General features: G+C 62.7%; 12 protein-coding genes and 1 pseudogene. 2 read left to right on the top strand and 11 right to left on the bottom strand.

The annotated features are described in order from the left end of the window. Positions 1-303 precede the first annotated feature (303 nt). The 9 genes and pseudogenes from XnspCFBP7698_RS13705 to XnspCFBP7698_RS13670 form a co-directional block, all read right to left on the bottom strand. On the bottom strand, positions 304-2,040 hold the full coding sequence (locus XnspCFBP7698_RS13705) for an asparagine synthase C-terminal domain-containing protein (RefSeq protein WP_104579211.1): 1,737 nt from the start codon (positions 2,038-2,040) through the stop codon (positions 304-306). Next, positions 2,040-2,717 (bottom strand): lasso peptide biosynthesis B2 protein, encoded by a 678-nt coding sequence (locus tag XnspCFBP7698_RS13700; RefSeq protein ID WP_104579210.1) that lies wholly within the window; start codon positions 2,715-2,717, stop codon positions 2,040-2,042. Before XnspCFBP7698_RS13700 ends, XnspCFBP7698_RS13705 begins: the two co-directional genes overlap by 1 nt. Before the next feature lie 47 nt (positions 2,718-2,764). Beyond that, a complete protein-coding gene (locus tag XnspCFBP7698_RS13695; RefSeq protein ID WP_157769284.1) occupies positions 2,765-2,905 on the bottom strand; it encodes a benenodin family lasso peptide in 141 nt (46 codons plus the stop codon). Positions 2,906-3,021: 116 nt separating this feature from the next. Next, positions 3,022-3,186, bottom strand: coding sequence for a hypothetical protein (locus tag XnspCFBP7698_RS21565; RefSeq protein WP_158255433.1), 165 nt, complete (start codon positions 3,184-3,186; stop codon positions 3,022-3,024). Then, positions 3,179-5,653 (bottom strand): XVIPCD domain-containing protein, encoded by a 2,475-nt coding sequence (locus tag XnspCFBP7698_RS21885; RefSeq protein WP_343203218.1) that lies wholly within the window; start codon positions 5,651-5,653, stop codon positions 3,179-3,181. The genes XnspCFBP7698_RS21565 and XnspCFBP7698_RS21885 overlap by 8 nt, the downstream gene beginning before the upstream one ends. After that, the gene (locus XnspCFBP7698_RS21370; protein ID WP_146093137.1) at positions 5,650-6,081 is read right to left on the bottom strand and encodes a hypothetical protein; all 432 of its coding nucleotides are present in this window, start codon (positions 6,079-6,081) and stop codon (positions 5,650-5,652) included. Before XnspCFBP7698_RS21370 ends, XnspCFBP7698_RS21885 begins: the two co-directional genes overlap by 4 nt. Before the next feature lie 350 nt (positions 6,082-6,431). Continuing rightward, positions 6,432-6,562, bottom strand: a pseudogene (locus tag XnspCFBP7698_RS13680) (integrase core domain-containing protein); the annotation flags it as partial. Positions 6,563-6,576: 14 nt separating this feature from the next. Continuing rightward, on the bottom strand, positions 6,577-7,206 hold the full coding sequence (locus XnspCFBP7698_RS13675; RefSeq protein ID WP_104579207.1) for a GntR family transcriptional regulator: 630 nt from the start codon (positions 7,204-7,206) through the stop codon (positions 6,577-6,579). Between the two features lie 288 nt (positions 7,207-7,494). Further along, entirely contained in the window at positions 7,495-8,520 is a 1,026-nt protein-coding gene (locus XnspCFBP7698_RS13670) for an alpha/beta hydrolase (protein WP_104579206.1), read from the bottom strand. Positions 8,521-8,631: 111 nt separating this feature from the next. On the opposite strand from XnspCFBP7698_RS13670, the gene XnspCFBP7698_RS21775 reads away from it, so the two are divergent. Both XnspCFBP7698_RS21775 and XnspCFBP7698_RS13665 read left to right on the top strand, forming a co-directional pair. Beyond that, on the top strand, positions 8,632-8,802 hold the full coding sequence (locus XnspCFBP7698_RS21775; RefSeq protein WP_158255432.1) for a hypothetical protein: 171 nt from the start codon (positions 8,632-8,634) through the stop codon (positions 8,800-8,802). Positions 8,803-9,284: 482 nt separating this feature from the next. Further along, complete coding sequence (locus tag XnspCFBP7698_RS13665; RefSeq protein WP_047693302.1) at positions 9,285-9,602, top strand: hypothetical protein; 318 nt, start codon at positions 9,285-9,287, stop codon at positions 9,600-9,602. 65 nt (positions 9,603-9,667) lie between these two features. Here the strand turns inward: XnspCFBP7698_RS13665 and XnspCFBP7698_RS13660 are convergent, their stop codons facing one another. Together XnspCFBP7698_RS13660 and XnspCFBP7698_RS13655 are read right to left on the bottom strand one after the other, a co-directional pair. After that, a complete protein-coding gene (locus XnspCFBP7698_RS13660; protein WP_104579205.1) occupies positions 9,668-10,555 on the bottom strand; it encodes an NAD(P)-dependent oxidoreductase in 888 nt (295 codons plus the stop codon). Between the two features lie 375 nt (positions 10,556-10,930). Then, positions 10,931-12,520, bottom strand: coding sequence for an SDR family oxidoreductase (locus tag XnspCFBP7698_RS13655; protein WP_104579204.1), 1,590 nt, complete (start codon positions 12,518-12,520; stop codon positions 10,931-10,933). Positions 12,521-12,879: the final 359 nt, after the last annotated feature.

The raw sequence follows: 12,879 nt of genomic DNA, 5'->3' as shown, positions 1-12,879 counted from the left end.
ACAGTAAAGAACCAGAGTGATTCCCGGGCAGCAGGAGTAGCGTGCCCAGAACGCGACCAACCTGCGCCTTCTCAGTCGGCTGGTCCATCGTTGGAAAGCTTGTCCGGCTTGGTCTTGAGCCATCGCTATCGGATGCCGTCGACATAATCTCGAGCCCCCGACAACGGCGTGGCTCGGAGGGCGGCACGTCTTTGCTCTTGCCGTGCCGGGCGAGGTTTTCCCGCCGTTTCGTGGTTGGCAGTGCGCCCGAAGCCGACTGATTGAGCCGGCCAGTCCTTCGTAGAGTTGCCCTGCCAAGCGGGTTCAAGTCTGCTGCCCTACCCAGTTCTCGACCATGCACAGGTCGAACATGCGCAGGAAGGTCTGGTCACGTGGTGCCAGCGGCATCGACAGGAATGCGGTGATGGCGGGGCCGTCGAGCAACCCATGCGCGTGGAGGCGTCCGGACAACAGGAACTCGCCGATCTGGTGCCTGTTGCGTGCGTAGATCGCGCCTAGGTAGCTCATGTAGGTGGCCTTGCTTCTTCGGTTGAGGACCTCCGCGGGCAGGCAATCGGCGAACGCATCCCGCGCGAGCGCGCGATTGCGGCCGTCAGTGATCCACATCCAGCTGGGCGCGCGCAGGCACGCTTCCATGACCGGCTGGGCCAGCAGTGGGAAGCGCATGGGGCGGGCGCCGCCGCGTGGTGCCTGTCCCTGGAAGAGCTGGTTGCCCGCCAGGTCGAAGATACGCTCGCGATCGCCCGGCAGCGCGTTGGCGGGCGCATTGAACCAGGGATGTGGTTCCGGGGTAGGGCGCGGGCCGGATGCGGAAAGGAAGGACGTCACCTCGTGGCAGGCCGATCGCGGTGGCCGGCTCAGCTTGGCGAGCGTCAGACTGGCGGCTTTCCAGAAGGTGCACTGGTGCAGTTGTGCCAGATCCCCAATGGCCTTGAACCCACGTGTTGCTCTGGCTGCCCTGAATGCATCGGCGGCCGGGGCCGCGGTCCGAAGGTAGCAGAACACCGAATCGCCGCCGCCGCCGGAGTAGTAAGTGGCAGTACCGTGGCGGTTGGCCGCACGCTCCATGATCTGGTCGATGGCGAACTGCAGCAGGCCAACGCCGGGTGTGAACGCCGATGCGGCGACGTCAAAATCGAACCGGGCCCCATCGAGCTCCAGATGCTCGGTATGCAGCGGCACAGCCAACTGGCCGGCCATCAACGCGGCATAGTGCCGCTCGTCGACGCCCGGTACCGGCGTGACCAGGTTGTAGCAGGTGATGTCTGCCTCGCTGTCGCACAGGCACGCCGCGACAATGGACGAATCCAGCCCGCCAGACAGTTCCAGCAGGATCGACGTGTCGATGCTGGCCCAGGCACGGACGGATGCCGTCACTGCGGCGCGGATTGCCGCGGCGGCTTCGTGGCGGTCATGGAACCGCTGTTCTGGCGCCACGAAGGTCCATGGCGACCACGCGGTATCGACCGACGTCCTTTCACCGTCGATGGCCAGGCTGCAGCCGGGCAGTAGCTCGTTGACACCTTCCAGCCCGGTACGCTGCGTCTTGATGTCCGGGTAGCGCAGGCGATGCGCGATGAAGGTCCAGTCAATCCGCCTGCGGTACAACCCAGCCCGCTCCACCAGGGCGATGTCGGACGTCACGAAGCCGGAACCGTCGGCGATCGAGTACACGCATGGCAGGTTTCCCGCCGCAGACGCGGAGCGGATCAGTTGAAGTGCTGGCTTCTGCCCCATACCGGGCTGGACGAGCAGATAGCTGCCCCAGCAGCGTGACACGATGTGCTGTTGGACCGAAGCCGGATCGCGCATCAAGCCTAGCGAGGTGTCGGTGTCGAAGGATGTACCGTCGTGGTTGAACAGATGGCCGATGAGCACGCTGCCATCCGGTAGCGACAGCGTGGGGAGCGAGTCTTCACATAGCAGCGTGGCGTGCGCCGTCGCGTAACGTACCGGTAGGCCGAAATTGGGAAGGTGGTTGAGAGAGGCATCGCGTGACCCGGACACATTGCCAAGCAGGAGAAGGTAGTCGCCGGGCATCAGATCACCAGAATCGTTGTATGCGCGCGGACGTGGTCCAGCGTGTCGTTGAGGACGATGCCCTGGTACTGCACCCAGCAATGCGCCGAGAAGGGGGCACTGGTGACGCCGAACACCAGGTCGACGCAAAGCCGACGCCTTTCCAGGAACCTAGTGAGGGCGATCGAGTCGGGCAGGCAGCGGGTATCGATGGGGACGAGCGCGCGGGCGCTTCGGAACGCTTCTGCCCAACATGCTGCTCGGAGTGCTTCGTGCGACGACGGCGCTGGTATGGATGGGCTGCCGTCGCGATGGCGGCGGATGCGGTCGAGTACGCGCTTGAGCTTCCGTGTTCTCAGTTGGATGTGTGTGGAGAGGACAAGCGCGGCTACTTCGATGGCGGGCGCGGACGTCGCTCGGGTGGATTCCGTCGTCATCTCCAGCGCACTGTGCGTTGGGCTGGTCGGGACCCGCTGCATGGGTGGGAGGTGGCTGGGCACCACATCCGTCAGTACCCGCTGCTCCAATAGCTTGGAGATGCCACCAGCGTGGATGTCACCGTCCTGGAGGTAGCGGATGAACGAGGATTCCAGGGGGCGCGAGAGGCGGAAGTAGCGGTCGTTCCCTATGTCCAGAAAGATCAGATGGCCGTCGACCATGCAGTAGGACAGGTCGTCATTCACTCGCAGAACGGCCATCGGGGAGTCCTCAGCCAGAGGGCGCGCCTTGCGGCGCGCCCGATTGCTCAGGCATCGGAGATGCCGTCGAGGGGAACCGCACCGAAGTTCTCGGTGATTCCCATCTGGCCCTTGGTTTCGACGCTGGCGACGCCGAGCTCGATCACTTCATCCTGCACGTGGGTGCGGGCGTTCTCGTTCGTATCCATCTCAGGCTCCTTGGTTTGGCGCCATGGACGTCCCATGGCAACTGCAGCCTAGAAGCAGGGATTTTTGGTTATCAAATGATTTTTGCGTTGTAGCGGAATGATTATTCGCGCCAGGCTCAGCGCAGCAGTTCCTTCTGGTCGCTAAGCGATGCCACGATGCGCGGCACCAGCTCCTTGCGGCGTTCGTGACAGGCACTCAATGCGGCTTTCAACGCGGTGATCTCGCGTGCCTGCCACAGCTGCTCCAGCAAATCGAACTCGGCGATGGTGGAATTAAACACTCATGCGCGGCGCCTGCTGTGCATCTTGCTGCTGGCTTCGTGCCAACTCCTGTTGTCGTGTCTGCGTCTGTTCCTGAGCAATGGCTTGGTTGGCAGCCTGCAGCTTTGCGTCCGACTGTTCCAAGGGCATATTGATTGCCTGGTCGATGGAGACGGCGGCGCGCTTGTGTGTTGGATCATTCATCTGCCCCTCTATCGCAACAAGATTGCCGTTCTTTCCCATCAGTACATGATCGACGCGCTGCAGCGCGTTCGCAGCCAGCGAGGTGTTGCCTGCTTCTGGATAGCGCTCGCGATTGTCCTTGCATGCCGCCAGCAAACAGCGGCTGACGCGCTCGCTCATTTCGTCATACGGCTTGCCCACGCTCTCATCGATCTTGGCGACGCCTTCGCGGATCTGCTTCAACATGGCGTGATCGGGATGATCCGGATCTTGCGGGCCTGACGCTTGCGGTCGTGCGGGCCCACTAAGGTCGCGTACACCTGTGTCTTCCTGAGTTTTCTTTGAAGAGGTGTCCGCGTTATCGTGGCTTTGCGCCCGCGGCGCTGTGACATGGACCGTCTCTAGCGTTTTGATCGGTTCGGCAGCGGCCTGGGCCGCCGGCTGTGCAGCCGTACGCTGTGTGCCTAGGGTCTGGGCTGCGTAGGTTCCATCAAGCTCTTGCTTTAAATTTCCCTTGGCGTCGCTGTCCCACAGCATACCGTCATGGGTCCATTGACCATCTTTGCCGCGTTCGTAGAGGTCACCGTCTGAGCCAACGATCCGGCCCGGATGCTTCAGCGCGTCATGGACTGCGGCGGGCATGCAGCCGTGACGCTCCCAGCCGTTCTGGTCGTAAGCCTCTTTGTAGTGTGCGGCCATTGCTGCTGGCGTCTGCATCGCGTTCTGCTTGATGATTTGCTGCGAAGCCTCATCAAGTTGCGCTGCACGCTGAGGGCTCGCCGTCTCGGTGTGTGTGCTCATTGTCCGATCGACCAGCCCGTCGGCTACCTGGCGCGTCCACTGGTGTGTGTCTGGGTGGTGCACCCATGGCGCGTCGCGCATGCTCCGGGTATCGTGCGCGTTGGCTGGCAGGGTATAGGGATCTTTGTTCTGCGGCGGCGAGCCCAAGGCCAGTTCGATGGACGTATTTGATGCTTTGAACGTCAATAGGTCCGAGACTTCCGGCGGCGCCACTTCTGTGCGCGTCCGTTGGAACGGCACACCGGCCTCGCCGAAGGCCACGGCAGCCGGATCGACTTCGCCAGTGCTGACATCCCGCGCCCATCGCGCGCCGGACGGAGGATTTTCGAGGCGCCATGTGTTGCCTTGCGCATCTTGTTGATGGGAAATACGGTGGTCATTGATGGCATTGGCAAGCTTGTCGCCGCCCACGGCACCAACAATGCCGCCAATCGCACCAGTGACAAGCAAGCCCGGGCCAGACTCCACACCCAAGACGGCGCCCATGCTTCCGCCTAGCACCGCCCCGCCAACAGCGCCCACACTCCGTGTGGCGTAGCGGGTGACCTCTGCATCTGCAGCAGTGCTATTGCCCTGCGCATCTAGCCGCGCGGTGTTTCTTGCCGTAGTGCCGAGGTCGTACACCGCCGCCGCCGCACCCATGACGCCCAACCCACGGACTGTGCCTGACGCTAGCTTGCGTGAAGCCGCTGCTTCAGCACTGAGCGCTGTCTCCGAGATGCTTGCGGCTGGCACATCAAGCCCGGTCGGCGCACGGACCATGCCCGACGCGGTGAGTTCTGCGGATGTCCGGAAGTGCGTTTGCTGCAGCTCTAAACTTCCAGCGAACTCACGCGAAAACGTTACCTTGTCAATCTTTGAGCCGATACTCTCTGGTGCTACAAAGATGCCCTTTGGGGCAGCCTGGATAAAGTGTGTTTGCACCTCCGGTAGTACAGCGCCTGCGCCACCTTGTGCGTACAGCGCCTGCAACTTTGGAATGGGTTCTCCGCCTAGCGAAGTGACGTTGGGGTTACTCAGTACAGCAGGGACCTCGACCTGGCCGAAGACACGTTCGAGGTTGGCAGCTGAAGCCACAACTTTGATGTCACCGCGTAGCGAGCTTGCGAATTCGTGCGAGGCCTCGCCCCAGAGGCATTTCGACAAGGACGTGGGGCTCTGCGATGGAACTGCGGGGTCGCCGAACAAGAACGACGCTGCAGACTCTCTGGCCATCTTCGGTGGCAAGCCCTGCGACCTGAAAATCTCGGAGGCCTTCTCCTCGACGGCGGTCCGGGCTTCCATGAGGAACTTGGCACGCGGCGTATCGTTGATGACGGGAAGCCCAGTCCTTTCAGAAAGTTCAACCGCCATGACCTCGGATGAGACGTCGCCAACCCAACGACTGTAGAGAATACCGCCCGGATTAACCGATTTTGCCGAATACGACCTTGCAATTTCAGATATTTCATCTAGAGATCGTGCTTTCTCTATCAGAGAGATCGAGGCGGCGTGGTCGCTCATTTCTGAACTCCGGGCTGATCATTGCGCTTGGTCAATGCCCAGTTCTCATTAAAAATGACCTTTCCCGTGAAGATTGCCCCCCCACTTTCACTAATGATCAGCGGCTTCTTCGTAAAGCTAGTTCCAGCATCTATTAACTGGATGATGATGGTCTTTATGGATTCAAGTTCGTCATGGGTAAAGGGGCGAACTGACCAGGCAGTAATTGGCATCCCGACTTGAAGCTCTACCGAAAATCCGAAAGAGACAACCGCTACGTCATAATGGGTTTGGTCTGGAAGCCAATCATTCTTTAACTCTCCAAAATACTCTATGCCATCAATTTCAATGGCGAAGGTCTCATGACCAAGCTCGTCAGCGCCCCGGATGCCGCTTGAAAAACGGGCCCTACCTGCTGGCAAATCTATCAATTCAAATGGCGATGACATCTCAATTCCTTTCTTGCTAGATCCAAATGGTATGGCTTATCGAACAGGACGATAGGCAAGGGTGGTTATGCTACATCGGTGCGAAGGCAACAAGCACGGGTGCGACGTCGGAAAGCGCGGCTACTCATTATTGCACCACAATTGGCATGTCGTTCTTGGTGGCCGCTTACGTGCTGGATGCGCCATCTTGCCGGTTTGCCTCAGCCAGTAATTGCGCATACGACTGCACGCGTATACGTAGGCGAATGAGATGCCAGGACATCGCAAAGGAAAACAGTAGCGTGAAGACCAGTACGCCCTGGATTAGGGTGATCTTGCTCAGTACGATCCAGTTGTCGTCTCCCCGTGATTCAATGCCAGCGAAAGCTAGAGGTCTGCGGTTGATGTTGATCACGGAACTCGGCGGCGTTAGCCCGCCCAGGCTGTCGTGCGGGATCTGGTGATTGTAGTTGGCCAGCCAATGTTCGGTCTGTTCGCGAACCGCTGGATGGACGACTATCGCGCGTTACGGCTTTGCTCGTTCAATGCGGCGACGATACGTGGCACTTCCTGCTTGCGTCGTGTGTGGTACGACCGCAGCGCGATCTGCAACGCAATGAAGTCGCGCCGTTGCCAGTGCTGTTCGAGATCCGCTATCTCAGCGTCGACAGCATCGAGCATGCCGTGTTTGGCGCGACGGATCGGGGCCAGCCGGTCATTGGCCTGTCTTACTGCGTGGTGCAGCGACCAGTGTGCAGCGCTGCGCGCGATCGCATCGAACAGCTTCCAGGTTCGCTTCACCAGATCGGCGCGGTCGTCTTCCTGCACGATGCCGGCAGGGGTGCGGGAAGGCTGCAGACTGGCGATATCGCACGCCATCAGCAACAAGCGTTCCATCCAGTCATAGAGGTCGCGCAGGGCAACTTCAGTGAGCAGCGGGACCTGCAGGCCGTAGCGCGCGTGGTCGTCCACCAGCCCTTCGCCGACCAGGCGATACAAGGCAAAGCGTACCGGGGTGGGACTGGTGTTGAATTCGGCAGCGAGCTTTCCCGGGTCGATGCGCTGACCGGGCGGATACCGGCCCGATTGCAGTGCGCGCCTGACGTGCGCATAGGCAACTGCACGTTTGGAGTGGATTTCACTCATGACGGACTCCTTGTCTGACCGCGACTCCTCCCCTGGCTGGATCGTACATGCAAAGGCAGGGTAGGGAGTTGCTGCAGTAGTCCTTTCAGCCGCAGGCTTGTCAAATCGTACCGCGCACGAGGCAGGCTTGGAGCCGATACCCTGTCCCGAAAGTAATAGTTCTAATAACGCATAAAGTGAGACCAAAAAAACATGAGGGCCGCCTGGTCTGCCAGGGCGGCCCTCGTGTTCGTACGTTATCTGTCACTGCTCGAGAGGCACGACCATCATGCCAGGCGGTGTCCTCGCCTAGCGAAACGACTCACGCAGCCGCTTGCCTGCGTATTCCTGCGCGGCTTTCGCCTTGGCGACGACGGCTGCACAGCCGAAGAACTCGTGCGTCACACCGGTGTAGACCTCGCGCTCGACCGGTACGTTGGCCTCCTTGAAGGCATCTTCCAGCTTGGCGCCGTCGCTGCGCAGCGGGTCGATGGTGGCGTTGATGAGCGTCACCGGTGCCAGGCCGCGCAGGTTGGCGTTGACCAGGTCCAGGCGCGTATCTGCCTTGTCCGCATCGCTGCGGATCAGGTGGCCGACAAACCATTCGATCATGGCTTTGTTCAAGGGTTTGGCGATCGCGTTTTCGATATAGGACTCTGTGTGCAGGCTGCCGGTTTGCCCGACCGGGTAGACCGCCAGGATATGCGTCGGTGCCTGCAGCCCCTTGTCGCGCGCGGCCACGGCCGTGGCGATGGCCAGGTTGCCACCTGCACTCTCGCCCGCGAGAGCAACACGTCGCGGATCGCCGCCGATGCTTGCCGCGTTTGCCAACACCCATTCGTAAGCGGCGAGTGCGTCGTCCCAGGCGGCAGGGAATTTGTGTTCCGGCGCTTGGCGATAATCGACCGAGACGACGATGGCGCCGGTTTCCTTGGCTAGCCCGCGTGCGCCGCCGTCATACACCTGCGCGTTGGCAATCACCCAGCCGCCACCATGGAAATAGACGATCACCGGCAGTTGCGTGCCGCCGTTGGGGGTATAGATCAGTGCCGGGAGATTGCCTGCTGGCGTCTCCAGCGTGTGAGCCGTGCGTTTGACGCCGGGCACCAGGACTTCCGGGTCGGTGGTCTTGCCCTGGTCCTGCAACACCTTGTTGACCGCATCGGCGATGGTGGGCTGCTGCCGTGCTTCCTGTGGCGTCAATTTTTCGATGGCCTTGGGTTCCAGCGCATCGTGCGCCAGTGCGACCTGGTGCATGTCGTCATCGGCGCGCAGGGTGCCGATGATGTTTGCGAGGGTGTCGATGATGGGATTGGGTTTGCCGTTGTCGGTCATTTGCGCGTCTTCTGAGGAGTGGTGCGACGCTAGCGCCGATCTGATCAATGGTGTGGCAAGGGAACACGACCGTTGTGCACGTGGTTGCAACAATTGAGCTCGCCTGGCCGCATGGCGACGCCGAAGCAGTTGGAGCAGCGGCAACGGTCCGCCCTTCCCTGCGCGGGTGCGCTGGCCTGGACGCTGATTGACCAGGGTGTGTCGTCGCTGCTGGCGTTGTGCGATTTCGCTGCGAACCATCTGCTGCGCGCGCAGCGCGGCGACGCGAGCCGCGTGCGTTGACGGATGAGTGCCCGTTTCATGCCCCAAGGCACGGGCAGTCTTGCAGGCGTGCACTGGCGCAGTCGCTCTATCGCCGGATAGGGCAGCCGGCACGACAGCGTCTGAATCAGACTGCCCGGACGCCGTACGGCATCGCAGCGCGTCAATGGGCCGAGACGCGCCGACCTAGTGCAGGTGCGTGAAAACCCAGCAGGCGCCACTCAGCAGCGTGACGTAGCCGGTGACAAGTGCCGTATGGATGGCACGTTGATGCGTTCTGATCAGCTGCATGCTTCCCCTCGCACACAAACAGTTGCTGTTGGAGTGCCGGCTCTGGATGTGCTCTGCATCCCACGAGATGAGCGGCCCATGGCCTCGTGTCCGACAGCGTGATGTTGGTGTGAAGGTGGGCGCCAATCCAATAGAAAATTTCTATGCCTCGATTCCGGGACGAACCCGCCGGCTCACGGCGTCTCGACTCGCCATTTCCGATCATTGCGCGCATGAATAGTGGTAACCAGATCACAGCGCGAACCGTGACTGTCGCGCCCGGCGACACGGGGCGCGCCGGCAGCAAGATCACCGTCGAGTTGTCTGCCCATCCCGACCCGCGGTGGCAGGCGTGCTTCCAGTTCGTGGTGCAAGGCCGCGACGGGTTTTTCATGGAGGCCAGGCCGGTGTTCGACCGTGGCAGCTTTGAGGGGATGGTGCCGCCCGCGCACGTGGATGAGTTTCGTCAGGAACTCAATGACGTCATCGCAGCGGCCAATGTGCTTGCGCGTGCGCAGGCCAACAAGGACGCGCCGCCTCGACGCCGTTGAGCCTGGCGGGTGCGGGGTGATGTGCGAGGGCGGGGGGCAGGCCGCGAGGATGCGCGCCCGCGGCGTCACCGCTGGCCCAGCGCCGCGGAGACTCGATCCAACTGCTCGCTCAGTACCTCACGACCGGCATCGAGCGCGGTGTTGCCGATCCGCTGCTGCCACGCGGCAGTCGCCGCTGCCATCTCGGCGGGCAGGCCCAGGGCGGCCACGGTGGCGGCAACCTCGTGCATCTCTGCCGCGCGGCGGACACCGTGCACCATCATGCGTTCCATGTTGTAGCTGGCCTGCTCGCCCCAGGTGCGTTGCGGTGCAGACGCATCGAGTGATGCGATGACCTGGTCTTCGACCCCTGCACGCCGGGCGGCGATGAAGCATTCGGCGCACAGCGCCTCGATACCCTTGACCATCACCGAGCGCAGCATCTTGATGGACGACGCCTGGCCGACGAGGTCGCCAGCGATCTCGGGCCGCATGCCCAGCGCCTGCAGCACGGTCAGTGCGGCAGGCGCATGCGGGCCGCTCACCAGCAGCGGTACGTGGTGCCGTTGCGGAAGCACTGGGGCCATGACCGCAACGTCGACATAGCGGCCGCCGGCCGCTTCGATCACGGCCGCTGTCGCCTGTTTGGTGCCGGGTGCACACGAGTTGCAGTCCAGCCAGAGCGCTGCCTTGCGCAGGGCCGGCGCTGCTGCGTGTGCTGCCGCTTGTGCACAGTCGGCAGTGACCAGGCTGAAGACGATATCTGCCTGTTCCACTGCGGCTGCGGCGCTTTCGCAGCCCACCACGGCATGGTCGAGGTAGCGCGCATGCATGGCAGGTTGCGTCTCGGGGTGGTCGCTCTTGATGTCGTAGGCCGTGATCCGGCGCTGGCCATCGAGTGCCCAACCCTCGTGGAATGCGCATGCGGCTTCGCCGAAGCCGATAAAGGCGAGTGCGCCGTACGGTGCTGACATGCAGGAACTCCTGTGCCGCGGGTGGTCGATCGGGCGGGTGTGGGTGTCCGATGCAACGCTGAGAGGTGCCGGCAAGCCGGACTGTCTTGGGTTGGATGGGGTGGCCGGTTCATGCGTTGCCTCGTTGATGCAACTTCAAACGCACCCAGGGCTCGCGACGCGTTACATGTCTCTCATGTGTCTTGCACATCGGGCCGGCGATGCGCGGGAGGACAGTTCAGCATGCATGCCGAACCGGCACGGGGCCGAGCGCGAACCGACGCGTGCTTCCGCGAATGAATGCAACGCCACGTGAGGCTGCGCACGCACTGGCCGGTGCGTGTGTGCGGAGCTGGCATTGCATCACGATGCGGTGCGCCGGTGCGGCTTGATCCATCACCAATCCGTCGGCGCGTAATCCTTCAGGAACTGGCCCCACACGTGCTCGCCGGTATTGAAGCCGTGGATGATCGGGTCGACGATGCGGGCGGCGCCGTCGACGATGTCCAGCGGCGGGTGGAAGCGCTCCTGCTGGACCTTAAGCGCGGCAATGTCGGCCGGATCTTCGTCGGTGACCCAGCCGGTGTCGACGCTGTTCATGTGGATGCCGTCGTTCTGATAATCGGCCGCCGAGGTGCGCGTCATCATGTTCAACGCGGCCTTGGCCATGTTGGTATGCGGGTGACGTGTGGTCTTGAAGTTGCGATAGAACTGCCCTTCCATCGCCGAGACGTTGACGATGTGCTTGTCGCGTTCGGGCGTGCGCAGCATCAGTGGCTTCAGGCGCGCGTTGATGATGAACGGCGCGATGGCGTTGACCAGTTGCGTTTCCAGCAGCTCCACCGAGGGCACTTCGGCCATCAGCAGGCGCCAGGAGTTGCGCCCGCGCAGATCCACCTGCTGCAGGTCCTGGTCCAGCCGGCCTTCGGGAAACAGGTGTTCCTGACCCACCAGCTCGTCGTCCAGCAGTGCGATCTGCGACAGCTCTGCAGCGCGGGTGAGGCCGTCTGCATCGTCGAGACCACGCCCATGCACGGCCGGCAGCGCGGTGGCCGATGCGTCGCGCAGCAATTCGGGCGTGCGCAGGCCTTCGTAATGGCCGACGAGTTGTTGCACCGTTTCCGGCAGGTCATGCAGGGCGGCGGTTTCGTTGGCCATCATGTGCGCATAGAACTGCGGTGGGCGGCGCACGGTCTGGCAGGCGTTGTTGATGATGAAATCCAGCCGCTCGCGGGTGGCCAGCAACTGGCTGCAGAAGGCCTCCACGCTGGGCGTGTGGCGCAGGTCCAGGCCAAAGACCTGCAGGTGGTGGCCCCACTGCGCGAAATCCGGTTCTTCCGCATAACGGGCGGCCGAATCGCGCGGAAAACGCGTGGTGACGATCAATTCCGCGCCGGCACGCAGCAGCTTCAATCCGGCCTGATAACCGATCTTCACCCGCCCACCGGTGAGCAGCGCCACGCGCCCGCGCAGGTCGGCGGTTTCGGTACGCTTGAAGAAATTGAGCTCGGCGCAGGCCGGGCACATCTGGTCGTAGAAGTGATGCAGCTGGGTGAACTTCTGCTTGCACACATAGCAGTGCCGCAGCTCCGGCGAATGCAGCTGCTCCGGTGCCTCGGCGGTGTTCTCGCCGTTGTGTGCGTCGTGCAGGCCGGCGGCATGCGGCGGAAAGTAGTTCGGCGTGCTGAACACCGGTTTGCGCCGCAGTGCGCGGATGCCGCGTTGTTCCAGCAGCGCTTCGGCCTTGCGCACCTTTTCCTGATGCCGCTCGCGTTCGCGCTGCTTGAGCAGCTGCCGTCGCGCCTTGGGCTCGGGGTGATAGACCTTGGCGACCACCTGATGCAGGCGCACGCGATCGGCCTCGGGCAAGGTGTCGAGCACACTGCGGTCGGCCTCGATGGCCTCCAGCAGATCCAGCGCCGCGCGCAGGCGGTCGGTCAGGGGCAGGTCGTCGTTGGCGGGCAGGGGCGGGGTGGTGGTGTTCAAGGCAGATCCGGGAAAGACGTTGGGCATCGGTCGCGTGCCAGGCACGCGTGAAGGAGGCCGCGCAGGGAGCGGCGAGTGTGGGCGCCGGGCGGCCCCAAGGCGATGACGCGTTATTTTCACCGATCCGGGCAGGTTGGCGCCAATGCCGCCGGCCGGGTGGCCAGCTACCTACCTACGACGATGCGTGACCGGCAACCGAGCGGCTGCCCAGGCGCTGCTCGCGCCCGCCGCGGATGTGTGCAGGCCCGTCACCGCTGCCTTTGCCTAGCGGCAAGCGGTGCGGTGTGGATGGCTTAGCGCTCACGCATCCTCCAGCGCTGCTGGGCTAGGGTGGCCGCTCATGCTGTGGCGGGAGAACA

It is taken from the genome of Xanthomonas sp. CFBP 7698 (assembly GCF_003600855.1).
Taxonomy (GTDB): domain Bacteria; phylum Pseudomonadota; class Gammaproteobacteria; order Xanthomonadales; family Xanthomonadaceae; genus Xanthomonas; species Xanthomonas cannabis.
This window is presented reverse-complemented; position numbering and strand designations above follow the sequence as displayed.

Coding starts and splice junctions, on each gene's coding strand:
- XnspCFBP7698_RS13665 (WP_047693302.1), top strand. CDS start 9,285: ATGAATAGTGGTAACCAGATCACAGCGCGAACCGTGACTGTCGCGCCC.
- XnspCFBP7698_RS13700 (WP_104579210.1), bottom strand. CDS start 2,717: ATGGCCGTTCTGCGAGTGAATGACGACCTGTCCTACTGCATGGTCGAC.
- XnspCFBP7698_RS13695 (WP_157769284.1), bottom strand. CDS start 2,905: ATGGATACGAACGAGAACGCCCGCACCCACGTGCAGGATGAAGTGATC.
- XnspCFBP7698_RS13705 (WP_104579211.1), bottom strand. CDS start 2,040: ATGCCCGGCGACTACCTTCTCCTGCTTGGCAATGTGTCCGGGTCACGC.
- XnspCFBP7698_RS21775 (WP_158255432.1), top strand. CDS start 8,632: ATGGCGACGCCGAAGCAGTTGGAGCAGCGGCAACGGTCCGCCCTTCCC.
- XnspCFBP7698_RS13670 (WP_104579206.1), bottom strand. CDS start 8,520: ATGACCGACAACGGCAAACCCAATCCCATCATCGACACCCTCGCAAAC.
- XnspCFBP7698_RS13660 (WP_104579205.1), bottom strand. CDS start 10,555: ATGTCAGCACCGTACGGCGCACTCGCCTTTATCGGCTTCGGCGAAGCC.
- XnspCFBP7698_RS13675 (WP_104579207.1), bottom strand. CDS start 7,206: ATGAGTGAAATCCACTCCAAACGTGCAGTTGCCTATGCGCACGTCAGG.
- XnspCFBP7698_RS21370 (WP_146093137.1), bottom strand. CDS start 6,081: ATGTCATCGCCATTTGAATTGATAGATTTGCCAGCAGGTAGGGCCCGT.
- XnspCFBP7698_RS21885 (WP_343203218.1), bottom strand. CDS start 5,653: ATGAGCGACCACGCCGCCTCGATCTCTCTGATAGAGAAAGCACGATCT.